Below are 19,452 nucleotides of genomic sequence, written 5' to 3' on the forward strand. Positions count from 1 at the left end.
GTAATATTATGAAAAAAATAGACTATGAAGTTTATGCATTACGCTATGCTGAGCACAAACAACGCTCGCGTAATGAAAACTTCATTTCAAGCGATGAACACGATAACAGTAACATGCCATTGGACTTTTACTTGTGGTTAATAAAGGATGGTGACACTTGCATTCTTGTTGACACAGGATTTAATGCAGAAATGGCAATAAAAAGAAACCGCCATTATCATGCTTCGCCAGAATCTCTGTTGGCACAACTAGGTATTAATGCAGAAGATATCCAGCACCTGATTATTACACATATGCATTATGACCACATTGGCAATCTTGCCGCGTTTCCTAATGCGGTGTTGTATGTGCAAGAGAAAGAGATGCATTATTGCACGGGTCGGGCCATGAATCATGAATTTATCCGTGCGCCCTACGACCCGGATAATATCGCCAATGCCATATATCGCCTGCATGCCGGCAAAGTTCGCTTTGTAAACGCCAATGAAGAAATACTGCCCGGTGTCAACATCCATCATATGGGAGGACATACCGATGGAATGCAAATCGTTAGTGTTAATACCGAACGAGGCACAGTCATTCTCGCCAGTGATGCGGCACATTATTGGCACCATTTGCGTAAAGGGACTCCCTTCCCAATTGTTATGAGCATTCCCGATATGCTAACGGCGCACCAGCGTATCATTCAGTTATCCTCAGGCCCAGACCATATTATTCCCGGTCACGATCCTGCTGTCAGGCAGCGTTTTCCGAAATGGAATGATAATCCCAATATCGTTCAACTCCACCTATCTCCACGGGATTGAAAATGAAGACAATGCAAATTGCTATCGTAGGTGCTGGTCCAAGAGGTTTAAATGTTCTTGAACGCTTTGTCGAACTGATACATAGAGAAAATTTTTCAGAAAATATAACACTGCATCTTATCGATCCGGGTATTCCAGGAGAGGGATGCCATCCTTCAATACAGCCGTCGCATTTATTGGTGAATACCGTTTCATCGCAAATTACTCTGTATGCACCGGAAAGCCTGGCTCTGGCACAGGGAGGGGAATCATTTATCGACTGGGCTAAGTCACAGAATTATCGCCGGTTGGAAAATGAATTTAAGCAAATACCTGCTGGAACCCTATTGAACGATATGGATTATTTACCCCGCAATCTGCTGGGTAAATATTTGCATCATTTCTACCAGCGCCTGTGCTCAATGCTGCCAGCATCAGTCAATCTCGTGGTGCATCGTACCGAAGTCCTGGATATCGTTCATGATGGCATCTATAAATTGACACTAAAAAACCGTCAGCCCTTGGTGGCGGATTTTGTCTTTTTAACCACGGGTCACGGCTATCGTAAACCTACAGAGGCAGATTTGGCCTTTCGCAAATTTGTCGATTCTCATCAACAACAGAACCCTCTTCTTGCGTACTACCCCACGCCATATCCGATTGCAAATCTGGATAGCGTGAAGCCTCAAGCCACTGTTCTTATTCAAGGGTTTGGCTTAACGGCGCATGATACGATCTCGGCCTTTACCCTCGGACGTGGAGGGCGTTATCAGCAAACCCCAAACGGCTTGATCTACCTCCCTTCGGGGCGGGAACCAAAACTAAGGCTTATTTCACGGCAATGCCTACCCTTCGCAGGTAGGGGCATTAACCAAAAAGGTCTGACTGGTCGCCATCAGGCACAATTTTTCACTCCACAAGCCGTCGATATCATACGCCAACAAACATTGCTGAAAACAGGCGATCCACGCCTGAATTTTGAGCAAGACCTCTTACCGCTGCTCTTGAAAGAAATGGCCTATGCCTGGCGCTGCGCCGTCGTCAAAAAAAAGGTGAGCACACAGACATTCACGCCGACTACCGAAGAGATTGCGTCAGTCCGAGCTATTATTTGGCCGCTGGAAGGAAAAACCTTCAACAGCTTCACTGAGTATGCTGCATTCTTTCGCCTGAGCATTGAACATGACTTGCAGGAAGCACTTAACGGTAACATGAACAGTCCGGTCAAAGCCGCCACAGATACTCTTCGTGACGTGCGTGAATCCTTACGCAGATCTGTGGAATATGGCGGTTTATTGCCGGCATCGCACCGTTATTTCATCGAACAATTCAATCCCATCATTAACCGTATTTCTTTCGGCCCCCCTGTCCGACGCAACCAAGAGCTGTTGGCTCTGATGGATGCGGACATTTTGACATTGGCCGGTGGCCCGGGCTCATCTATCACCAGTGATGAAAGAACAGGTAAATTCATTGTCCGCAGCATCTTTAACCAGGGGCATTGGTTGGAGCAGGCTGATGTGATTATTAGCGCTCGTTTAGACAATTATTCTCCTTTGACTGATGCTAGCCCACTCAGCTCGCAATTATTGAAACGCGCGATTATTCATCCTTTTCGTAATGGTGATTACCACCCTGGAGGTATCGCTATAGATGAAAATTTGAACCCGCTGGATGCTGAGGGCAATCCACAGAAGCAACTGTGGGCCATGGGTTTTTTGGTTGAGGGGCCGCATTACTACACTCATGCACTGCCAAGACCCCATATGGATTCACGCCAGGTCACTGATGCCGAAATAGGTGTCCGCAGTTGCTTGCGGCAAATCAGGCAACATATTGAACAAAAAAATCAGATGGTTACCTTCTTATGAAACCAACAAACTCTTCACTTGGCGCAGCCATTCATGCCGGCAATCTGCTGCCCTTCGAGCAATACCTTACGCAGAGCCGTAATGCTAAAGAAGTTGCCCTTCACTGGGATATCAATGTAATAAACCAAAATCTCGGTCAGCGAACCAATACCAGAGGGGCTCTTAACCTTAATAATCCGGCACGACGTATGGTGGGAGAAATGGCTTCAGGTATTTCCATGGCCGTTCAAATCATTGCCCCCCGGGAAAAAACTCAATCTCATGCACATTCTTTCTGGCATATTTATATTGTGGTATCAGGCCAGGGAGAAGTTTTCATTGATGAGAAAGAAAATATGAAAATACAGTCTGGTGATGTCATTTACATTCCCGCATGGAGCCACCATCAATTTATCAATCCCCATAACGACGCCCCTCTAATGTTATATGCAATGCAGAATCTTCCCGCCATGGCGGAGATGGGCACATTAATGCGGAAGGAGAGTAATGATGTCACCAACATTTACTCTGAGTAAACACTCTATATTAAAAATCCTTATTTTACGGATGGTGGAAAATGTCTGATATTTCATCACAAACAGCGCTAAGCACTACAAAAGTAATGACGCGAGTTTTTTTACCCTTTGCGTTTGGTCATTATACTTCGTTTATATTTCGTAATATCAACGCGGTATTAACCCCTTTTTTAGTCTCCGCCTTGAGTTTATCGGCCGGGCAGTTGGGTATTTTATCCAGCGCCTACTTCTTTTCTTTCTCGCTGGCACAATTACCTGTTGGCTTGGCGCTTGACCGTTATGGCCCAAAACGCGTGCAGCTCTTCCTGCTAGGTATTGCGGTAATAGGAGCCATTCTTTTTGGTGTCGGGCAGGATTTTTCAACACTTTTAATTGCACGTATTTTAATTGGCCTTGGTTTAGCCTCCTGTTTTATGGGATCTATCAAGGTGCTTTCTTTCTGGGTACCGGACAAAAAGCTACCTTCCATCCACGGTTATCTGCTCGCTGCCGGCGGTCTGGGAGCCATGACATCCACCTTACCGGTAGCCTGGCTGGCCGGATTCGTCTCCTGGCGCATGCTGTTCTTCGCTATGGCAGGCGTAACAGTCATTGTCATGCTGGCTATTGCACTTTGGGTGCCTAAAGATCCCGTTGAACACCGTATGGTTAAATGGCCAACCCTGGCTTCACTGATGGAGGTTTACCGCGATCGCGCTTTCCGTCGGGTAATCAGCCTTCTGTTATTGCCACATACCGTTGCTTTCGGTCTGCAGGGATTATGGATGGGAAAATGGCTACAGGACATTGGTCAATATGATAATAAGACCACGTCAATTTATCTGTTTATTGGCATGGGCGCCGTCGTCGTGGGTTCATTATCCGTAGGGGCTATCACCGAATGGGCCGGCAAGTACGGTATTAAACCCATGGAAGTAGGCGGTCTGGGCGTCGCGCTATTCCTGCTGGTGCAAATACTGTGCATCTTCAATATCGTTCCCTTGCTACCGGCACTGTCGATCGCCTTTACCCTCATTGGCACCATAGCAGGCCTGGAGTATACCATTGTCGCGCAAAGCGTCTCCCCCGCCATGACGGGGCGTGCTGCAACCTGCCTCAACCTGCTGATTTTATTTGGCGCTTTCTTAACCCAAACCGGCTTTGGCGTCATCATTGGCTTCTGGCCTGTCGACAAACTGGGTCATTACCCAGCGATCGCCTATCAAGTTGCTTTCGGCATAATGGTATTACTGCAGTTACCCGGGCTGCTGCGCTGGGGGTCGCGTATGGTTGTTCGGGGGACCTTACGTACACCTGAAGGTCAAGAATAATGGCCGTCCACAGGGTTTTATATGCCGGGCAAGTCTCCTCCGCATCTGCCCGTGTGCGTATTGCACTAAAAATAAAACGATTGGAATTTCAAGAAATTACTATTGGGCTGGCTGAAGGTGAGCAGCATCGCCCCGCTTATTTGCTGTTACAGCCCCAAAAGTTGGTGCCTGTACTGGTTGATAAAAACGGGACGTATATACAGTCACTGGCGATTATTGAATATTTGGATGAATGCTACCCTTTGCCCCGCTTGTTACCCAATACGCTCAGTGAACGGGCCTGGGTTCGTGCATTTGCGCAGATTTTCTGTGCCGACACGCATCCCTTACTCACGCGCCGTGTGTTCTCACTGCTGAATCAGATGAGTATGGGGGAAGAGGAAATACAGCAATGGCGGATGCATTGGCTCAGAGAAAGCTTTATCGCCGCAGAGGAAATGTTGTCGCAAAGATCGCAGAGCATGACCTATTGTCAGGGTGATCAACCGGGATTAGCCGATATTTTTCTAATACCTCAATGTGATGCAGCACATCGTATGGGATTTTCGCTCGAACTTTATCCTAACATCTGGCGTATTTATACGCATTGCAAACAATTAGAGGAATTTAAAATGGACAGGAGCAAAGAATGATCGTTGCAATTAGTACGTTTTCTTTACTACCGAATCAATCTAAAAAAGATATTGAGGCCATTTTTGTCAACTCGGCAGAAGAGTGGGCTAAAAACCCACATCTGATTTCAAAACAGTACTTTATCTCACCAGATTTAACTCATGCAGGTGGCATTTATTATTGGAAAACCATGCAAGATGCAAAAAATTGGTTGGGAGAGTCTTATAGTAAAATGATCTTGAGTTCGTACGGTAGCATCCCTCAGGTAACATTCTATGAGACGAGTTTTTTTGTTGACGTACCAAATAAAAATATAACCCTGAAGTAACTATTCGGAGAGCAGTAAAACCATGTCGTATTTGTTCAATAAGAAATACACCTGTTGGTTAATGGGTTCACTATTTTCCTGGATGACTCTGTCCGTACAGGCAAATGATACAGTAAAAGGCAATAATCCACTGAGTTGGCCGTCGCAATGTGCCACTGTTCACTATTCTGCTGAAGAAAAAGCCTTGACGCGTTTGCCAGACCTTACTCGCCAGCAGGTTACACAAGAACAATTACAAGCGATAAAAAAAATTACAGAAGGTCCTCGCGGTTGTATTTTTGGCCCTTTCGCCGTGTTATTACGCAGCCCTGAATTACTGAACCGAGTTCAGGCGTTAGGCGAACATATTCGCTTCATGTCCCAATTACCACTGCGCATAAGGGAGTTTGCCATCCTCATAACCGGGCGCGAGATTCAAGCGCCTTACGTATGGTATATCCATGAACCCATCGCATTGCGTGCCGGCATTACTCTCGAAACAGCCGGCTTCTTGGCCAAACAGCAGCATCCTCCACATTTAACGGAGGATGAACGCATCGTATATGATTTTCTGACGGAATTACATCATACCCACATGGTACAGGACGCCACCTATCTGGCTATGCGGCAACGTTTTGGCGATGCAGGTATCGTCGAACTAACGGCGCTAGACAGCTATTTTGCCTTGCTTGGCCAACAGCTCAACGTCGCCAGAACGCCCGTTCCCGAAGGGGTCATTATCCCTTTTAATCCGCCCTGGAAGGCTTAACTATCACTTACCGTTTTCTGCCCCTACACGAGAGGTTCCTCCATGGCTTTGTTTATTACTGACGAATGCATTTATTGCGATATTTGCCGTCCAGCTTGCCCGAATAGTGCCATTTCCGCAGGCAGTGATTATTATCAAATAGATCCTAATCTCTGTACCGAATGCATAGGACATTATGACGAACCGCAATGTCAGCAGATTTGTCCCGTAGATTGCATTCCCTTATTGCCTGAAAACACCGAGACGCACGAGCAATTATGGAATAAGTATCTGCGCATTTCCGGCCAACGGACTGCCTGAGTCGACAAAGGGATCGGTCGTAGCGGCTTGCCGCCGACCCATTTGCCGGGAGAAAATGGGAACGACTTCATGTCACCCCATAGGATGGGACACAAGGACGTGTCCCATAATGGCCCCCCGGTGCACCTGGCCCGAGTCTCTAAGGCAATGTTGTCAGCATCCTTAGGGCCGATCACTGCCTTTTTACTCCTCCATTCCACGCTGACAGCGACGGATTTTCGCCGCCAGCGCAGCCAGATGCTCATCGTCGGCGCGAGCGGCGTCGTGCGAGGACAGATACCCCTCGTAACGATCGAAAAACTTGGTCGATTTGGACTCTATCGGCTGCCATTGATCCAGCCCGGCGGTGCCGTGCATCGGGATCAGTTTGGCATGCACGTGATCGACGCCAAAGCCTTCGAACACCATGCCGCAGCGGCCCACGTCGTCAAACGCCCGGTCGAGCAATTGCGCCACCCGCTTGGTCGCCAGCATCAGCTCGCTGAGCGCCGCGTCCGGCAGCGCAAAGGCGTAGCTGTCAAAATGCGCCTTGGGGATCACCACGCTGAAACCTTCGGTATTCGGGTAAATGGAGAGAAACGCCATATGCGCGTCGTCCTCCCAGATTTTATGGCACGGCACTTTGCCTGCCACCATGTCGCAAAAGATGCAGCTCATCATTTCTCCTTGTGATTCACAGCGTTTCGACCAATTCGAATTCTTCAAACACCAGCCACATATCCGGTGCGAAGCTGCCTTCACGGGTGAAAAACGCCTGGTGCCCCTGCTGCCAGAACGCCAGGCTTTTATCCCCTTCACCCTCTTTGGCCGCCATCTCGGCGGTGACGTCACAGTAGCGGATCAGCCGCAGGGAGAGCGTTCTGATCACGCAGGCGGGTTCCCCACGCCCATCAAGGATGACGCTGTAATCGCCCAGCAGAGGCGACTTCTCTTGCCGGTAACTGGCATAAGAACCGCAGGTCGCGGTTTTATCCCCGCTCAGCACCCGCTGCAGCAGTTCATTGGCCAACTCGGACCCATCGCCGAATGCCCAACGCGCAGCGCCGGGGTAGCGGTTCAAAATCGCGTTTTCACTCATCGTCTTATCGCTCCCTTTAATTAGCTGCGGCAACGCAATTCAGTTTTTCCCTGCCAGACAGTTTATACTGTGCAGATTATAAGCCTTCATTCTCTTCAGCACGCTCCGCAGGAGCACAAGGAATTACCACCAGCCATGTTAAGTTACCGTCACAGTTTCCACGCCGGCAACCACGCCGACGTGCTCAAGCACACCGTTCAGAGCCTGATCATTGAATCGCTGAAAGAAAAAGAAAAACCTTTCCTGTATCTGGATACCCACTCCGGCGCAGGGCGCTATCAGCTGAGCGGTGAGCACGCCGAACGCACCGGGGAATACCTGGAAGGCATCGGCCTGCTGTGGCAACGTGACGATCTGCCGGAAGAACTGGCGGCTTACATGAGCGTGATACACAACTTTAACCGCACCGACAGGCTGCGTTACTACCCTGGCTCCCCACTGATTGCCCGTCAGTTGCTGCGCCCGCAGGATAAAATCCACCTGACCGAACTGCACCCGAGCGATTTCCCGCTGCTGCGCAGCGAATTCCAGAAAGACGAACGCGCCAAGGTGCAACGTGCCGACGGCTACCAGCAACTGAAATCCCAGTTGCCGCCACTGTCGCGCCGCGGGTTGATCCTGATGGACCCACCGTACGAGATGAAAACCGATTATCAGGACGTAATCAAAGGCTTGCAGGAAGGCTATAAACGTTTTGCCACCGGCACTTACGCGCTGTGGTATCCGGTGGTGATGCGCCAGCAGATCAAACGCATGCTCAAAGAGCTGGAAGCCACCGGCATCCGCAATATTCTGCAGATCGAACTGGCGGTAAGACCCGACAGCGATCAGCGCGGCATGACCGCCTCCGGCATGATCGTGATTAACCCGCCGTGGAAGCTGGAACAGCAGATGAAAAACGTGCTGCCGTGGCTGCACAAGACGCTGGTGCCGTCGGGCAATGGCCACCATTTGGTGAACTGGGTGGTGCCGGAATAAGCCCCCCGGGCGCGGTACGCCGCGCCTTCACCCCACCTATCGCAGCCATCGACGCAATCTTTGCGACAAACCCGTATCAGGCGTTAAACTCTTACCCTCTTCGATTCACACAATTCATGGAAATCCCAGATGACCAAACATTACGATTATCTAGCAATTGGCGGCGGCAGCGGCGGCATCGCATCGATCAACCGGGCAGCCATGTATGGCCAGAAATGCGCACTGATTGAAGCCAAGGAACTGGGCGGCACCTGCGTAAACGTGGGTTGTGTACCGAAAAAAGTCATGTGGCACGCGGCGCAGATCGCCGAGGCCATCCACCTGTACGGCCCCGATTACGGCTTCGATACTACCGTCAACGCCTTTGACTGGAAGAAGCTGGTCGCCAACCGTACCGCTTATATCGACCGTATCCATAATTCCTACGACAACGTGCTGGGTAAAAACAAAGTCGACGTGATCAAAGGGTTCGCGCGCTTTATCGACGCCCATACGGTGGAAGTGAACGGCGAGAAGATCACCGCCGATCATATCCTGATCGCCACCGGCGGCCGCCCAAGCCACCCTGATATTCCCGGCGCCGAATACGGCATCGACTCAGACGGCTTCTTCGAGCTGGACGCAATGCCAAAACGCGTTGCGGTGGTCGGCGCGGGCTATATCGCGGTGGAGATCGCCGGCGTGATGAACGCGCTGGGGGCCGAAACCCACCTGTTCGTACGTAAACACGCGCCGCTGCGCACCTTCGATCCGATGATTGTCGAAACCCTGGTGGAAGTGATGAACACCGAAGGGCCAAGCCTGCACACCGAATCCGTGCCGAAAGCCATCGTCAAGAATGCCGACGGCAGCCTGACACTGCAGCTGGAAAACGGCAAGGAATTCACCGTCGACAGCCTGGTGTGGGCGATTGGCCGCGAACCGGCGACCGATAACCTGAACCTGAGCGTGACCGGGGTGAAAACCAACGAAAATGGCTATATCGACGTCGATAAATACCAGAACACCAGCGTAAAAGGCATTTACGCGGTGGGCGACAACACCGGTGCGGTTGAGCTGACCCCGGTCGCGGTCGCCGCCGGCCGCCGTCTGTCCGAACGCCTGTTCAACAACAAGCCGGAAGAGCACCTGGATTACAGCAACATCGCCACCGTGGTGTTCAGCCACCCGCCGATCGGCACTATCGGGCTGACCGAGCCGGAAGCTATCGAGAAATTCGGCGCCGACAACGTGAAAGTGTATAAGTCTTCCTTCACCGCCATGTACAGCGCCGTGACGCAGCACCGCCAACCGTGCCGCATGAAGCTGGTCTGCGTGGGCAAAGAAGAGAAGATTGTCGGCCTGCACGGCATCGGCTTGGGCATGGACGAGATCCTGCAGGGCTTCGCCGTCGCCATCAAGATGGGCGCCACCAAGAAAGACTTCGACAACACCGTGGCGATCCACCCGACCGCAGCGGAAGAGTTCGTTACCATGCGTTGATTTGCCTGCCCGGCGTGCAATGCCGCTGGGCTTGCGGCAACAAAAAGGTCAGGTGCCTCAGGGCCCTGACCTTTTTTATAGTTGGCGGGGTGAAGTCACCCATGCGTGTCAGACCGTTAATGCAACTACCGGCAATCGCCTTTAATCCTGTTGGCATCACTATAAAGAACCTGTTTTTAACAGTTCATCAAGCAACCAGAATCCAGCCGGCCCAGGTGGGTGGCGTTTAGACCAAACGGCATCCGAAGAGATATATCGTGGCCATGTTTTCACCTTCAATTCGACCAGTCGCCCTCTGCCGTATTGCTTTACCAGGCTGCGTGGCAATTCGGCCCATCCAAAACCTTCTTCCGCCATTTCCAGGATCATAAAGTAATCTGACGCAGACCATACATTGCCGTGCGGTTTATTTTCCGACCCCACATGCGTATTCAGATACAGATTGCGGTAGCGTCCCAGATGCGCTTCTTCAACGTTTTCCAGCCGCGTTAACGGGTGTTTACGCCCCACATACAAAGCCATCTCAACGCGCACTGGCAAACGTTCCACAATGATATCCTGTGGGTAATTCATTTGTGTGGTCAACAATCCAAGATGAGCCCGGCCACTTTGCAACAGACTCAACACATCGTCACCTTCAGCATCCAGACATTCGAGCTCAATAAGCGGATAGCACTTCTCAAACCTGTGCATTAGCTTATGATTTGGGTTGAGCTGATAGACATCGGAAATAACAATAGTCAACTTATCTTCAATTACCTTTTCGGCCGCAAGCCGCAACGTCAATTCTTCAAGCCGACCTGCTGCGGCCAGCACTTCTTTTACCTGCCCCAGCACTTTATGTCCGGCAGGCGTCAATGCCGGATATCGCGACGTACGGTCAAATAAAATTACACCAAAATCCTCTTCAAGATTAGCGATCGCCATACTAATAGCAGACTGTGATTTTCTTAACTTCCGTGCTGCGGATGAAAAAGAACCCTGTGTTACGGCTTCGACAAATGCCTGAAATGCTTCATGAGAATATCGCATAGAGGTATCAATTTCCCTGATGGTAAGTATTTTGCACAGTATGTGTTACGCCTTGATAATGAGCGAGACAAACCGAAAACTGATTGAGGAGAGGTTTATAATGAGTAGTGTAACGGCCGGCTCTAATACGCGAATACTGGCATGGCTTTGTTTAATGGCGGCCATCTTTTTTGAAGTGGTAGGAACGTCATTTATGGCCTCCGCAGCTCGTGACGGTGGGTATTTTGGTTATATCATCATGGCTGCCGCCTTGGCGGTTTCTTATTATTTCCTTGCGCTTTCCATCCGAAAAATTGGCGTCGGCGTGGCCTATGCCATATGGGAGGGCCTGGGTTTGGCGTTATTAACCCTGGTCGGTGTTTTTGTTTTCAAGGATAACCTGTCCATTAGAGAATTAATTGGCCTTGGCATTGCTGTAGTGGGCATTGTCTGCGTTGCTTTGGGTGAGGAACATTAATCATGACGACTATGGCTATTTTTTTCGTAACGATTTCCGCGTTCATTGACATCATTGCCAATATGATGATTGCCAAATCACAGGGTTTCCGCAAGATCGGATGGGGCATCGGCGCTATTATTTTGGTCTGGATTGCCTTCGCCTTGTTGGGGCAAGCGGTGAAAACCATGGATCTGGCGGTGGCTTACGCCATGTGGGGGGCGATTGGCGTCACCGGTACAGCCGCGTTTGGTCGCATTTTATTTGGTCATCGACTACGCCCGATTGGCTGGTTTGGTATTGCTGCGATAACGGTAGCGGTTATTGTTTTGTCGACGGCATAACCCGGCTTTGTAAAAAATACCGGCAGAGATTAAAAGTAAAATAAATCCAAGCAGTCACCTTTGCCTGGGTGATTTTATGACGACCTGTAATGTCGTCACATGGAGTATGTCAGCAGTTTTTAATGGCGTAAGCATGTGAAAGGCAAGCTCTTTGTAATCACTCAAAACAATAGCGACACCCAGAATTATCATTACCCCTATTGACTGCTATTGACATGCGAGTGGTGATACAACAGGCAGGTAAATTAACGTCATTTCCCATCTGGGTTTTTCTGTATTTAACGTTATATGAAAATCCACACTCACTCGTTAATTTAGAGGTACCTATGAAGAAGCCACAATTATTGCAGGATGCCAGCTTCGGGAGTTCAAACCTCTACAGGACGCATGATTGGAGTTGGTTATCTGGTAATAGCGATACCGCTAACGAACCGGCCAACTATTATGAAGCATCACTATCCCCATGGGAAAAACTGGGTTCGTTGGAACATGACGAGGTTTGTGATGTCGTTGTGGTCGGCGGCGGATTGTTAGGTACATCCAGCGCATTGCATCTTTCTGAAGCAGGGTTGGAAACGGTATTACTCGAAAAAAACAGCATAGGTTCATCCGCCTCAGGGCGAAATGGCGGCCAATTGACACCGGGTTTAGCGCGCTGGGAGGCTGAAACCATGATCGACAATCTGGTCTATGAGGAAGCCAGACGATTATGGAACTTCACTTCCCATGAAGCGATAGATCTGATTGAAGAGATTAGCGCCAAATATGCATTTGATACCGACTATTCTTCGGGACATTTAACTGCAGCGATCCATCCTGGCCACCTCTCCTCTTTGACCGAAAGCGTTGACGCTCGTCACTACCTGGGCGACCGGAGTGCCTTCATTCTTGGTCGACATATGATCCGTTCTTTAGTCAACAGCCCGCTTTATCATGGCGGTGTACTGGATACGTCAGGTGGGCAAATACATCCTCTGGCCTTAAATCGGGGGATGTGTTTTGGGATTTCTACTCAAGGAGGAAGAGTGTATGAGAACAGTGAGGTTATAGGCTTGACAGAGACATCCAAAGGCACCTTGGTGCAGACCAAAAAAGGCAATGTTCTGGCACAAAAAGCCGTTGTCATTGCAGTGCATAATCACACCTTTCGTTTATTCCCGGAGGCAGGAAAAACCACCATCCCCTTCTATTCTTATATTGGCGTAACGGAACCATTAGGCAGTGATATCGACACCATACTGCCGGGCGGATATGCAGTATATGATACCCAACTGCAAGTTGATTATTATCGTGCGGTAAGAAAGAACAGAATACTTTTCGGTGGTCAGGGAACAGGACATCGATGGCAGCCAGAAGAGGCCATTAGCTATCTTGGCGAGCGGCTACACACCGTATTTCCTCAATGCAAGGGGCTGACGTTTGAAAGCGTATGGAGCGGTAGCACCGATTTCACGCTGAATGGCGCTACAGATTGCCGTAAGTTTGGGAATAAAAATTCACATTACCTGGTGCACGGCTGGAGTGGTCATGGCATAGCTCAAACGGTAAGGATCGGGAAAGCGATTAGCGATGACATTACAAAGAGCAATAAAGACTTTGAAATGCTAATGGCCATTGAACATGCTGGGATCCTCCTTGGGCGTCAGTTATCGCCGGTGGTGATACCGATGGCAAAAACTATTTTGCAGATAGGCAATGCCATCGTGCCAGGCAAGCTCATTTCGTTTTAAACGTCGCAGCACCCTTTTTAGAGGTCTTTATGATGAGGTCATTAATCGATTACCCTGTTGAAATCAGATTATTTAATACTGCCGATGTGGAGGGGATCATGTCACTGTCGCATCGGCTGGACAACATCAATGGAAATACATTAGTTTTAGAAAACGGCCAGGATCGCGCCTATTGGCGCCTTGAAGAGTATAGAAATACGGGCACCTATTACCTTCTTGCCGCAGGTAATATTGACGGCGAGTATTGCCTTACCACATATGAAAGCCATTCGCACTGGCAGTCGGTTGTATTGGAACCTCGGTTTGACGGTGAGAGAAGACAGCTGTGGCGCATCATTGATCGTCCCGACGGGCGCTATATAATAAATAGCTTGAAATATCTGGATAAGTATTTAGCGCATGTCCCGGCAGACAGTTTAAACGATGACCAAAAAAGAGTCATGATTAGCCCACCGTACGAAGTTATTGAGATGGGCTACGTTATGATGCACTGGCATCTTGTCCCTAAAGAGGAGCCAGACAGCGTCATTGGGTAACATCACCCTCTTTATTAACGTCATTTTCGCTCACTGGCTGAGGATGTAACCTTTCTACCTGCCCGTTGGTAAAGATATAAAAAATCACCAGACCAAACCGTTATTAATCATATTTAAGTTGCATTAACGCCTGCAGAAAGAAAAAATGACATAACTTTACTCAGGAAATGACTAATTACACTCTGATTTAAAAGGACATTGACTTATATATCCCATAACGAGATGCTCCCGGAGCCATTTTATTATGGCTATTCCACAATAATCGTTAAAGAGAGCTTTGCTAAATGGAACTTAAACCTAGAATATCTTTATCTAAAAAATACCTGCTGGGTGCTTTATGCAGCCTTTCGCTGGCGGCGTGTACCTCCACCAATCCCCCGCCAAGTGAAACGCAATCCACCACGCCCGATCTTACCCCGGTGACCTTCCAGTTCTGGCCGGCAGAAGGTCCTCTTATCTCTTCGTTTTCAGACGAAAAAAATGCCAACAAGGGCATTGATATACAAGGCAAAACAGGCCAGCCCATCATTGCCGCAGCCAAAGGCACGGTAGTGTATGCGGGGGATACGTTGCGCGGCTATGGCAAATTGATTGTCATTAAACACAATGATGAGCTGCTGAGCGCGTACGCGCATAACGACACGCTTCTGGTGCATGAGCAACAAGAAGTGCAGGCGGGCCAACAAATAGCCACGATGGGAAGCAGCGATGCAGTTTCAACGCGTCTGCACTTCGAAATACGCTATAAAGGGCCAGCGGTTGATCCCATCCCTTACTTGCCGGCAAAATTTCTTAACCCAATAAAGAACGCCGATAAAAAAACATTCCAATAAGTCTGCTCCCAGCCAATAAAAAACCGTCAACCTATCACCGGTTGACGGTTGTTGCTTTGGATCAAAGTCACTCATGACGGGTGTTATTGCTGCAACAACGCATCAAAAATGTTCTTTAGATGCGTGCGTTATCACTTTTCCGCCGCGTCAGGCGGCATCGGGCTTTTATGCGCCTTGTTTAACGCCTTCAAGAATACCGCTTCCATCTGCTGAACCTTTACCAAAAACGCTTCAGGCGTGCCTGGCTCGCCATAAGCCGCCAGATAATGCAGCGCCAGTTCATGCGCTTTCTGAGCCAACATTTGCTGTCTTAACATCTCGTCACTCCTTGCCTTGGTACTTTCAGCCTTATTTGACCGGCAGCGTCACGTTATCTTGCTTAAAGCCATAGCGGCTCAGCGGCATGATTTCTACTGCCGTGGGTTTGCCTTCGACCTTCACCCTCTTTTCTTCACCGGACATCAGGTAATAGTTATCCAGCGGTACGTTTTTCCGCGCAGGCAACACCACCAGCTGCGGCGCAAGGCGCACCACTTCCCGGAGGTTCATAAGTGCGCCTGAAACCAAGCCAGTTGCACCAACAGCGCTTCATCACGCCAGGGTGAACGATACAGATCGTAATGCCGGGCGCCTGACACCGTGAACAGCGACTTGACCCCTGCCAGCGCGTCATACACCTCGCGAACCTCGGCAAGGGGCGTCAGGTGATCCTGTTCGGCGAGCACCATCAGCGTGGGCTGTACCACCGCCCGGGCAAAAGGGCGCACCTGGAAATAACGCAGCTCATGCAGCGTCAGGTAAGGCATCCGATGAGCCAGGGAGGGGCAGGCACGACGTTGCTGTTGAAAAAACTGCAGCGAGGCCCGGTCCTGTATCAGCCGGTTGACCGGCACCCACAACTCCTTCTCATCGATGCGCCGGCGCACGGCTCGCTCTTCCAGCCCCTGTAAAAAGGTCTCGCGATCGGCGAGCGACATACCGCGTGTGATCAACGCCTCACCGTTCAATACCGGCATCTGGCTGACCACGCAGCGCACCAGCACATTACGGTGTGCCACGCATAACGCATGCCCACCCCCTAACCCGGTTCCCCACAGCCCGACGCGTCGCTCATCGAGGGCCGGGTTGCTCTGCACCCAACGCAGCACCACCCGAATGTCTTCCTGCTGGCGTGCCGGCGTCAGGCGCCCACGCTCACCGCCACTGTCCCCAAACCCCCGGTAGTCAAAGGTCACCACCACAAATCCTTCCCGGGCAAAGGCCTGCGCCACCTCCGGCAACACCATCCCCTGCACCCCGCCAAAGCCGTGGCACAATACAATCACCGGCGCCGGGCAGCGCGCCACCGTCTCCTCCGTGCGGGTGTACACCCGCAGAGCCAGCACGTCGTTCAAAAAAGGCAATGCCACGTTACTTACGGTCATACACATATCCGCCCCTCCCTGGGTCGCTGTCACCCGGGCTCACCCGGCGACCGGTTAAGCGCCTTAGGTTCCCGGCGCCGCTTTGCTGTTGTCTATCCTGAGCTCATACACCATGGTGGCGTTCGGCGGCACCTTCGGCGGATATCCGTCATCGCCGTAGGCCAGCGCCGGCGGCACCACCATGGTCAGCGAACCGTGGCTTTTCAGATGGCCGATGGCCTCGCGGAACAAGGGCGGATAGGCATTGAGCGGCTGGGAAAGCACGTTGCCGCTCAGTGACATGTCCTGAATGACCGTGCCGTCCGTCAGCGTTTCCTTGACCACCACATCCACCATGTCGGTGTCGCGCAGCGGCGCGTCGCCGGCATAATCCACCCGGTACCAGAACCCCGCCGGGGACTGTTTCACCCCTTTTTGCTTTTTGAAGTTCGCAACAAAGGTTTCGCCCTTTTTATGCTGTGCCGCGGCCGCTTTCGTGCGGGCGGCATTCACCGCCGCCTCCGAGTCCGCCAGCGCCCGGGTCAGCACGTCGGTAGTCAGCTGGTACTGCCCGGCGAAGGCATCTACCACCCCGGCCAGAACCGTCTGCTGATCGGTGTCCACCCCCCACGCTTTACGCTCGTTAAGCATCGTCAGGATGTCGCGCCCCAGCGCGCCGCCGGCGGCGTAGGCCTGCTGCCCTGCCGGTTTGCTCAGCGTCTCCGGTTTCGCCAGCCACTTCGCCCGCGCCTGCAACACCTCCACGTCCGACTGCACCTGATGCAGGGTCTGCGCCTGTTTGGCCAGATCGGCTTCGGCCTTGCCGGCCTGCTCGATCAGCGCGACCTGCTGTTGTTGCAGCGTGGTATTTTCCTGCTGCAAGGCCGACAGCGTGGCCTCTTTTTGTTCGATAACCAGCTGCAGGTCTTGCGTTTTTTTCTCCAGCGCCGCCCGTTGCCGCTCGTTGGTGGCCAGCTGTGCGGCCAGTGCCGCCGTCTCTTTTTCCTGGCGGGCCGTGAGCGCCGTGCGTTTATCTTTCTGCTCTGTCTGCAACGCCTTGAGCTCCGCCCTGAGCGCATCCTGCTGCGCTTGCGCCGCCGTCAGTTGCCGTTGTGCCTGTACCAGGGCTGCCGCCTTCTTCTCGAGTTGCTGCGTCAACGCCTGCTGCTGCGTCGTTAGCGCCTGCTGCGCCCGCAGCTCGTCGGTTTTTTCCGCGTCGCCCGCCTGCAACCGGCGTTTCAAGTCGTTGATCTGCCCTTTCAATGCCTTCACCTGGCCGTGCGCTTCTTGCACGGCAACGCGCTCACGCTCGGCGCTCGCCCGAGCCTCGGTTATCAGGGCGGTGGCGCGCTGTTCATCCGGCCTTCCGGATGCCGCCTGACGCAACCCGCTGACCAGCTTTTGCAACGGCGCCCAGTTGGCGGGCTTCTGCTCCGACGCCGCCTGTTGATGACGCGCGGTTTCTGCCGCCAGCGACTGGCGCAGCCTGACCAGTTCCTTTGCCTGACGCTGCAGCAGCGCTTGTTGTTTGGCCAGCTGCGCATCGCGCTCTTTCAGCGCGCGGCGCAGGGTCGGGCTGTCCGACAGCGTGGCGGGTGCCGTTGCCGGCCTGGCGGTTTTCGGCGGTGTGGCGCGGGCCGGCGCTTCTGCCGGCTTTGCCTGTGCATCGGCCGGTTGCGTATCGCGATACTGTTCGGCGAACTGCAGCAGGGCCGGAACGCCTTCATCGGCCTGAACGCGCTCGGTACCCCACAGCAACGGCAGCAACACACCCGCCAACAGGCGGTAACGACGGGTCATTTTTGCTGTTCCCCACGGTCAGCCAAGCCATTCAGTACTGCCTGGCTCACCTGCGCGCACAGGCGGGTGACTTTGTAGCGATACAACGCATCGACCGTATCCTGCGCAGTGCTATTGACCCTGGCGCGCAACCCGGCGTACTGTGCAGCGCCGCTCATCAGCCGAGAAAATTCCGCCTGATATTCGGTGTGCTGCTTGCTGTTGATGTTTTTCAGCGCCTCCAGCTCCTGCTGGCATTGCGCCATCCGTTCAGCCTCACGCTCGGCCGGTGTAGACCCCTCTTCCGCAGCCGGGGACGACGACGGAGTCACTGCCGATTTACGCGGTGCCTCGCACCCGCTGAGCAGTAAACTCAGGGCGAGCAATGTCAGCCCACCAATAGGCAGGCGCCGAACGAAAGAAGTACTCATGATATTATCTCGCTATGTGTATTAGCCCACGTTGCCGCAGCCAGTGGTACAGTTCATTATTCCGGGTTAAATGCAGTTTGCGCATCACGGTGCATTTATGACTACTGACCGTTTTAGGGTTGATACCCAATATTTTGGCAATCTGTGAAGGTGAAAAACCTCGCCCTATTAAACGAATCACGTTCGTTTCCTGCTCAGTTAAATTACCATACCCACCCGAATAATAACGTTCCAATGGAGACTCCCACCCTGACAATAAAAAATCAAGGACATAGGTAACCTTCATCACCACATTCACCACTGAGTCATTACGATATATTACGCACCTATCTTTTGAATAATTCATTTCCCTACGAATCCCACTATGACATTCGCAAATTAAAAATATAATCGGATACTCCCTTCTTATATTATTCTCCAGAGAATGACTATAGCATGAGGTTGCCATATTATAGTCCGATTCAAAAATAAGATCTGCGCATCCATGCGAGACAACAAACTCCACATCTATACCAGCGTGTAAAAAGTAGGCGGATAGTGAGAGCATTAGCCCATTACAAAAAAATAGATCCTGGTCGAAAATTCCTATTTTCAGGACATTTTTAAACCTCATAGTATTTCACTCTAGTTATTGACACTCAGTCTATTAGGCTAGAAACAATAACTTCTTTATTATGCATATCTCATTACGATATGAAAACGTTCTATGTGCCACACACTAACTCACCACAACATGAGTATATATCAATGACGAAAACCCATTTCATAACACTCCCTGTCATCGAGACAATCGGGAGTATATTCATGGCAAGAAAATCTAGTTTACTTAATCTAATGACGTATCAAACCCTCTAAAAACAATCAAGATGGTGTTTATATTCCATAGTAAAGCACCCACTATTTCCTGCTTGGTATTTTTAA

24 protein-coding genes are annotated in these 19,452 nt (G+C 51.1%); 15 read left to right on the forward strand and 9 right to left on the reverse strand.

What is annotated here, in order from left to right; all coding sequences use genetic code 11:
* Window positions 1–8 precede the first annotated feature (8 nt).
* The 8 genes from V2S86_RS23420 to V2S86_RS23455 are packed head-to-tail and all read left to right on the forward strand — an operon-like array spanning window position 9 to window position 6,469.
* The gene (locus tag V2S86_RS23420; RefSeq protein ID WP_110605957.1) at window positions 9–806 is read left to right on the forward strand and encodes an N-acyl homoserine lactonase family protein; all 798 of its coding nucleotides are present in this window, start codon (window positions 9–11) and stop codon (window positions 804–806) included.
* A 2-nt stretch (window positions 807–808) separates the two neighbouring features.
* Window positions 809–2,656, forward strand: coding sequence for an FAD/NAD(P)-binding protein (locus V2S86_RS23425; protein WP_330764352.1), 1,848 nt, complete (start codon window positions 809–811; stop codon window positions 2,654–2,656).
* A complete protein-coding gene (locus tag V2S86_RS23430; protein ID WP_020457647.1) occupies window positions 2,653–3,171 on the forward strand; it encodes a cupin domain-containing protein in 519 nt (172 codons plus the stop codon). The genes V2S86_RS23425 and V2S86_RS23430 overlap by 4 nt, the downstream gene beginning before the upstream one ends.
* A gap of 41 nt (window positions 3,172–3,212) precedes the next feature.
* Complete coding sequence (locus tag V2S86_RS23435; protein ID WP_110605956.1) at window positions 3,213–4,481, forward strand: MFS transporter; 1,269 nt, start codon at window positions 3,213–3,215, stop codon at window positions 4,479–4,481.
* A complete protein-coding gene (maiA, locus tag V2S86_RS23440) occupies window positions 4,481–5,113 on the forward strand; it encodes a maleylacetoacetate isomerase (protein ID WP_330764353.1) in 633 nt (210 codons plus the stop codon). Before V2S86_RS23435 ends, maiA begins: the two co-directional genes overlap by 1 nt.
* Window positions 5,110–5,421 carry a YdhR family protein gene (locus V2S86_RS23445; RefSeq protein WP_110605955.1) on the forward strand — a complete coding sequence of 104 codons (312 nt, stop codon included), beginning with the start codon at window positions 5,110–5,112 and terminating at the stop codon, window positions 5,419–5,421. Before maiA ends, V2S86_RS23445 begins: the two co-directional genes overlap by 4 nt.
* Before the next feature lie 22 nt (window positions 5,422–5,443).
* Window positions 5,444–6,169 carry a carboxymuconolactone decarboxylase family protein gene (locus V2S86_RS23450; protein ID WP_330764354.1) on the forward strand — a complete coding sequence of 242 codons (726 nt, stop codon included), beginning with the start codon at window positions 5,444–5,446 and terminating at the stop codon, window positions 6,167–6,169.
* A 42-nt stretch (window positions 6,170–6,211) separates the two neighbouring features.
* Complete coding sequence (locus tag V2S86_RS23455; RefSeq protein ID WP_071824751.1) at window positions 6,212–6,469, forward strand: YfhL family 4Fe-4S dicluster ferredoxin; 258 nt, start codon at window positions 6,212–6,214, stop codon at window positions 6,467–6,469.
* Between the two features lie 183 nt (window positions 6,470–6,652).
* On the opposite strand, the gene V2S86_RS23460 is transcribed toward V2S86_RS23455, so the two are convergent.
* Both V2S86_RS23460 and V2S86_RS23465 read right to left on the reverse strand, forming a co-directional pair.
* A complete protein-coding gene (locus tag V2S86_RS23460) occupies window positions 6,653–7,126 on the reverse strand; it encodes an HIT family protein (RefSeq protein WP_330764355.1) in 474 nt (157 codons plus the stop codon).
* 16 nt (window positions 7,127–7,142) lie between these two features.
* Window positions 7,143–7,547 (reverse strand): ASCH domain-containing protein, encoded by a 405-nt coding sequence (locus V2S86_RS23465; protein ID WP_330764356.1) that lies wholly within the window; start codon window positions 7,545–7,547, stop codon window positions 7,143–7,145.
* Window positions 7,548–7,682: 135 nt separating this feature from the next.
* On the opposite strand from V2S86_RS23465, the gene V2S86_RS23470 reads away from it, so the two are divergent.
* Entirely contained in the window at window positions 7,683–8,525 is an 843-nt protein-coding gene (locus V2S86_RS23470; RefSeq protein WP_330764357.1) for a 23S rRNA (adenine(2030)-N(6))-methyltransferase RlmJ, read from the forward strand.
* A 129-nt stretch (window positions 8,526–8,654) separates the two neighbouring features.
* The gene (gorA, locus tag V2S86_RS23475; RefSeq protein WP_330764358.1) at window positions 8,655–10,007 is read left to right on the forward strand and encodes a glutathione-disulfide reductase; all 1,353 of its coding nucleotides are present in this window, start codon (window positions 8,655–8,657) and stop codon (window positions 10,005–10,007) included.
* Window positions 10,008–10,166: 159 nt separating this feature from the next.
* On the opposite strand, the gene V2S86_RS23480 is transcribed toward gorA, so the two are convergent.
* Window positions 10,167–11,039, reverse strand: a complete 873-nt coding sequence (locus V2S86_RS23480; RefSeq protein ID WP_330764359.1) for a LysR family transcriptional regulator — start codon at window positions 11,037–11,039, stop codon at window positions 10,167–10,169.
* A gap of 100 nt (window positions 11,040–11,139) precedes the next feature.
* On the opposite strand from V2S86_RS23480, the gene V2S86_RS23485 reads away from it, so the two are divergent.
* From V2S86_RS23485 to V2S86_RS23505, 5 genes are all read left to right on the forward strand, one after another.
* Window positions 11,140–11,496, forward strand: a complete 357-nt coding sequence (locus tag V2S86_RS23485; protein WP_330764360.1) for a DMT family transporter — start codon at window positions 11,140–11,142, stop codon at window positions 11,494–11,496.
* Between the two features lie 2 nt (window positions 11,497–11,498).
* On the forward strand, window positions 11,499–11,819 hold the full coding sequence (locus tag V2S86_RS23490; RefSeq protein WP_330764361.1) for an SMR family transporter: 321 nt from the start codon (window positions 11,499–11,501) through the stop codon (window positions 11,817–11,819).
* 326 nt (window positions 11,820–12,145) lie between these two features.
* A complete protein-coding gene (locus V2S86_RS23495) occupies window positions 12,146–13,549 on the forward strand; it encodes an NAD(P)/FAD-dependent oxidoreductase (RefSeq protein WP_330764362.1) in 1,404 nt (467 codons plus the stop codon).
* Between the two features lie 29 nt (window positions 13,550–13,578).
* A complete protein-coding gene (locus tag V2S86_RS23500) occupies window positions 13,579–14,085 on the forward strand; it encodes a hypothetical protein (RefSeq protein ID WP_330764363.1) in 507 nt (168 codons plus the stop codon).
* Between the two features lie 284 nt (window positions 14,086–14,369).
* Window positions 14,370–14,918: a peptidoglycan DD-metalloendopeptidase family protein gene (locus tag V2S86_RS23505; protein ID WP_442995958.1), complete on the forward strand. Its 549-nt coding sequence runs from the start codon at window positions 14,370–14,372 to the stop codon at window positions 14,916–14,918.
* Window positions 14,919–15,049: 131 nt separating this feature from the next.
* Here the strand turns inward: V2S86_RS23505 and V2S86_RS23510 are convergent, their stop codons facing one another.
* The 6 genes from V2S86_RS23510 to V2S86_RS25505 form a co-directional block, all read right to left on the reverse strand.
* Window positions 15,050–15,235 carry a hypothetical protein gene (locus tag V2S86_RS23510; protein WP_330764364.1) on the reverse strand — a complete coding sequence of 62 codons (186 nt, stop codon included), beginning with the start codon at window positions 15,233–15,235 and terminating at the stop codon, window positions 15,050–15,052.
* Window positions 15,236–15,266: 31 nt separating this feature from the next.
* On the reverse strand, window positions 15,267–15,467 hold the full coding sequence (locus V2S86_RS23515; protein ID WP_330764365.1) for a hypothetical protein: 201 nt from the start codon (window positions 15,465–15,467) through the stop codon (window positions 15,267–15,269).
* Window positions 15,464–16,342 (reverse strand): alpha/beta hydrolase, encoded by an 879-nt coding sequence (locus V2S86_RS23520; RefSeq protein ID WP_330764366.1) that lies wholly within the window; start codon window positions 16,340–16,342, stop codon window positions 15,464–15,466. Before V2S86_RS23520 ends, V2S86_RS23515 begins: the two co-directional genes overlap by 4 nt.
* A gap of 63 nt (window positions 16,343–16,405) precedes the next feature.
* On the reverse strand, window positions 16,406–18,121 hold the full coding sequence (locus V2S86_RS23525; protein ID WP_330764367.1) for an FKBP-type peptidyl-prolyl cis-trans isomerase N-terminal domain-containing protein: 1,716 nt from the start codon (window positions 18,119–18,121) through the stop codon (window positions 16,406–16,408).
* A complete protein-coding gene (locus tag V2S86_RS23530) occupies window positions 18,118–18,531 on the reverse strand; it encodes a hypothetical protein (RefSeq protein WP_330764368.1) in 414 nt (137 codons plus the stop codon). The genes V2S86_RS23525 and V2S86_RS23530 overlap by 4 nt, the downstream gene beginning before the upstream one ends.
* Before the next feature lie 4 nt (window positions 18,532–18,535).
* On the reverse strand, window positions 18,536–19,144 hold the full coding sequence (locus tag V2S86_RS25505; RefSeq protein ID WP_442996300.1) for a helix-turn-helix transcriptional regulator: 609 nt from the start codon (window positions 19,142–19,144) through the stop codon (window positions 18,536–18,538).
* Between the last annotated feature and the right edge of the window lie 308 nt (window positions 19,145–19,452).

It is taken from the genome of Serratia sp. C2(1) (assembly GCF_036352655.1).
In the GTDB taxonomy this organism is placed as follows: domain Bacteria; phylum Pseudomonadota; class Gammaproteobacteria; order Enterobacterales; family Enterobacteriaceae; genus Serratia; species Serratia inhibens.

Coding starts and splice junctions, on each gene's coding strand:
- V2S86_RS23420 (WP_110605957.1), top strand. CDS start 9: ATGAAAAAAATAGACTATGAAGTTTATGCATTACGCTATGCTGAGCAC.
- V2S86_RS23425 (WP_330764352.1), top strand. CDS start 809: ATGAAGACAATGCAAATTGCTATCGTAGGTGCTGGTCCAAGAGGTTTA.
- V2S86_RS23430 (WP_020457647.1), top strand. CDS start 2,653: ATGAAACCAACAAACTCTTCACTTGGCGCAGCCATTCATGCCGGCAAT.
- V2S86_RS23435 (WP_110605956.1), top strand. CDS start 3,213: ATGTCTGATATTTCATCACAAACAGCGCTAAGCACTACAAAAGTAATG.
- maiA (WP_330764353.1), top strand. CDS start 4,481: ATGGCCGTCCACAGGGTTTTATATGCCGGGCAAGTCTCCTCCGCATCT.
- V2S86_RS23445 (WP_110605955.1), top strand. CDS start 5,110: ATGATCGTTGCAATTAGTACGTTTTCTTTACTACCGAATCAATCTAAA.
- V2S86_RS23450 (WP_330764354.1), top strand. CDS start 5,444: ATGTCGTATTTGTTCAATAAGAAATACACCTGTTGGTTAATGGGTTCA.
- V2S86_RS23455 (WP_071824751.1), top strand. CDS start 6,212: ATGGCTTTGTTTATTACTGACGAATGCATTTATTGCGATATTTGCCGT.
- V2S86_RS23460 (WP_330764355.1), bottom strand. CDS start 7,126: ATGAGCTGCATCTTTTGCGACATGGTGGCAGGCAAAGTGCCGTGCCAT.
- V2S86_RS23465 (WP_330764356.1), bottom strand. CDS start 7,547: ATGAGTGAAAACGCGATTTTGAACCGCTACCCCGGCGCTGCGCGTTGG.
- V2S86_RS23470 (WP_330764357.1), top strand. CDS start 7,683: ATGTTAAGTTACCGTCACAGTTTCCACGCCGGCAACCACGCCGACGTG.
- gorA (WP_330764358.1), top strand. CDS start 8,655: ATGACCAAACATTACGATTATCTAGCAATTGGCGGCGGCAGCGGCGGC.
- V2S86_RS23480 (WP_330764359.1), bottom strand. CDS start 11,039: ATGCGATATTCTCATGAAGCATTTCAGGCATTTGTCGAAGCCGTAACA.
- V2S86_RS23485 (WP_330764360.1), top strand. CDS start 11,140: ATGAGTAGTGTAACGGCCGGCTCTAATACGCGAATACTGGCATGGCTT.
- V2S86_RS23490 (WP_330764361.1), top strand. CDS start 11,499: ATGACGACTATGGCTATTTTTTTCGTAACGATTTCCGCGTTCATTGAC.
- V2S86_RS23495 (WP_330764362.1), top strand. CDS start 12,146: ATGAAGAAGCCACAATTATTGCAGGATGCCAGCTTCGGGAGTTCAAAC.
- V2S86_RS23500 (WP_330764363.1), top strand. CDS start 13,579: ATGATGAGGTCATTAATCGATTACCCTGTTGAAATCAGATTATTTAAT.
- V2S86_RS23505 (WP_442995958.1), top strand. CDS start 14,370: ATGGAACTTAAACCTAGAATATCTTTATCTAAAAAATACCTGCTGGGT.
- V2S86_RS23510 (WP_330764364.1), bottom strand. CDS start 15,235: ATGTTAAGACAGCAAATGTTGGCTCAGAAAGCGCATGAACTGGCGCTG.
- V2S86_RS23515 (WP_330764365.1), bottom strand. CDS start 15,467: ATGAACCTCCGGGAAGTGGTGCGCCTTGCGCCGCAGCTGGTGGTGTTG.
- V2S86_RS23520 (WP_330764366.1), bottom strand. CDS start 16,342: ATGACCGTAAGTAACGTGGCATTGCCTTTTTTGAACGACGTGCTGGCT.
- V2S86_RS23525 (WP_330764367.1), bottom strand. CDS start 18,121: ATGACCCGTCGTTACCGCCTGTTGGCGGGTGTGTTGCTGCCGTTGCTG.
- V2S86_RS23530 (WP_330764368.1), bottom strand. CDS start 18,531: ATGAGTACTTCTTTCGTTCGGCGCCTGCCTATTGGTGGGCTGACATTG.
- V2S86_RS25505 (WP_442996300.1), bottom strand. CDS start 19,144: ATGAGGTTTAAAAATGTCCTGAAAATAGGAATTTTCGACCAGGATCTA.